This window comes from Micromonospora sp. NPDC049580 (assembly GCF_040675595.1).
Lineage (GTDB): Bacteria > Actinomycetota > Actinomycetes > Mycobacteriales > Micromonosporaceae > Micromonospora.
In genome coordinates, this window is record NZ_JBFAPG010000772.1 from 1 (window position 1) to 1,716 (window position 1,716).

Annotated in this window: 1 protein-coding gene; it reads right to left on the reverse strand. The window is 70.8% G+C overall.

The window, feature by feature from the left end:
• Nucleotides 1–203: 203 nt before the first annotated feature.
• The gene (locus tag AB0J68_RS31940; protein WP_363942576.1) at nt 204–1,592 is read right to left on the reverse strand and encodes a M1 family metallopeptidase; all 1,389 of its coding nucleotides are present in this window, start codon (nt 1,590–1,592) and stop codon (nt 204–206) included.
• Nucleotides 1,593–1,716: the final 124 nt, after the last annotated feature.

The following is a 1,716-nucleotide window of genomic DNA, read 5'->3' on the forward strand; positions in this document are numbered from 1 at the left end:
TTTGCTCTGCTTCACTCCACGCAACACCGCCCGTCCGATAGTCGGACAACCGGTGTTGCGTCCGTTGAAGCAGAGCAAAGGACGCGTGGGGGAGGGGCGACGGGGGACGCTGCGTTGACAGGTGAGATCGCTCCGGCGGGACCAGCGGGAAACGCCGCAAGGCCCGCCGACTGGGCGACGGGCCTTGCGGGTGACGACTGCCGCTAGTGCGACAGCAACTCGTGGGACTCCCGGATCTTGGCCCACGACTTGGGCTCGGCCGGCGGCGCGGCCTTGCGGGCGGCGCTGGCCACGTCGGGCCGGCCCGCGGTGAACAGCCAGGTGGTGAACAGCTCGTCCAGGTCCAGACCGGAGATGCGCTCAGCCAGGGCCTGGAACTCCTCGATGGTGCCGTTGCCGTGCCGGTGTTCGGCCGTCCACGCCGGCAGGATCGCGAAGAACGCGTCGTCGCCGACGGCCAGCCGGAGCTGGTGCAGGGTCATCGCGCCCCGGTCGTAGACCGCGTTGTCGAAGACCCGGTCCGCGCCCGGGTCACCGGGCAGCACCTGCCAGAACTCGTCGTCGGCCGGGTAGCTGGCGTAGGTGAAGTCGAAGACCTCCTGCGCGGTGCCCTCGTCCTGCTCCTCGGACCAGAGCCACTCGGCGTACGAGGCGAAGCCCTCGTTGAGCCAGATGTTGCGCCACTCGGCCACCGAGACCGAGTCACCGAACCACTGGTGGGCGTTCTCGTGGGCCACCACGTACGTGTTGGCGCCGCGACGCCAGAAACCCGGGCCGTACACCGGGCGGGTCTGCGTCTCCAGGGCGAAGCCGATGCCGTCCACCGGCCCGGCCACGCCACCTCGTGCCTCGAACGGGTACGGGCCGAAGATCCCGCTCTCCCAGTCGACGATCTCGCCGGTCCGCTCGATGCTCGCCCGCGCGGCCGGCTCGAGCGCCCCCAGCGAGGTGCTGTACGCGTTGATCACCGGCTGACCGCCCGGCGTGATGTCGGTGACGATGTCGTACTGACCGATCGCCATGAAGGCCAGGTAGGTGGCGGTGGGGGAGGTGGTCCGCCAGATCCACCGGGTGCGGTTGCCGGCCTCGGCCGCCGGCGGGCGGGGCTGCACGCCGTTGCTGATCACCTCGACGCCGGTGGGCACCGAGACGGAGATGTCGAAGGTGGCCTTGTCCAGCGGGTGGTCGTTGCTCGGGAACCACCACCACGCCGACTCGGGCTCGTTGACCGCGAGCGCCCCGTCGTCGGTGCGCGTCCAACCGGTGTAGCCGCCGACCAGGGTCTCCGACGGGATGCCGTCGTAGCGCACCACGATGGTGAGCTGCTGGCCCCGGGTGATCGTGCGGGTTGGCGTGACCACCAGCTCGTGCGTGCCCGCCCTGGCGGTGCCGGCCTCCCAGCCGTTGACCCGCACCGACTCGACGTCGAGCAGGAAGTCCAGGTTGAACGCCGAGAGGTCCTGTGTCGCGGTGGCGAGGATCGTGGTGGTGCCGGTGAGCCGGTCGGTGGCCGGGTCGTAGCGCAGCCGGACGTCGTAGTGCGAGACGTCGTAGCCGCCGTTGCCGTAGTCGGGGTAGTAGGTGTCGCCCAGGCCGGGAGCGCCGGGTTGCGGCGCGACCGAGACGACGGGCCGGCCCCAGCCCGTCGGGGTTCGTGCCGGTGTCGGCGTTCCCCTCGGTGGTGCAGCCGGTGGTGCGGGCCTACCCGTTCTCGGT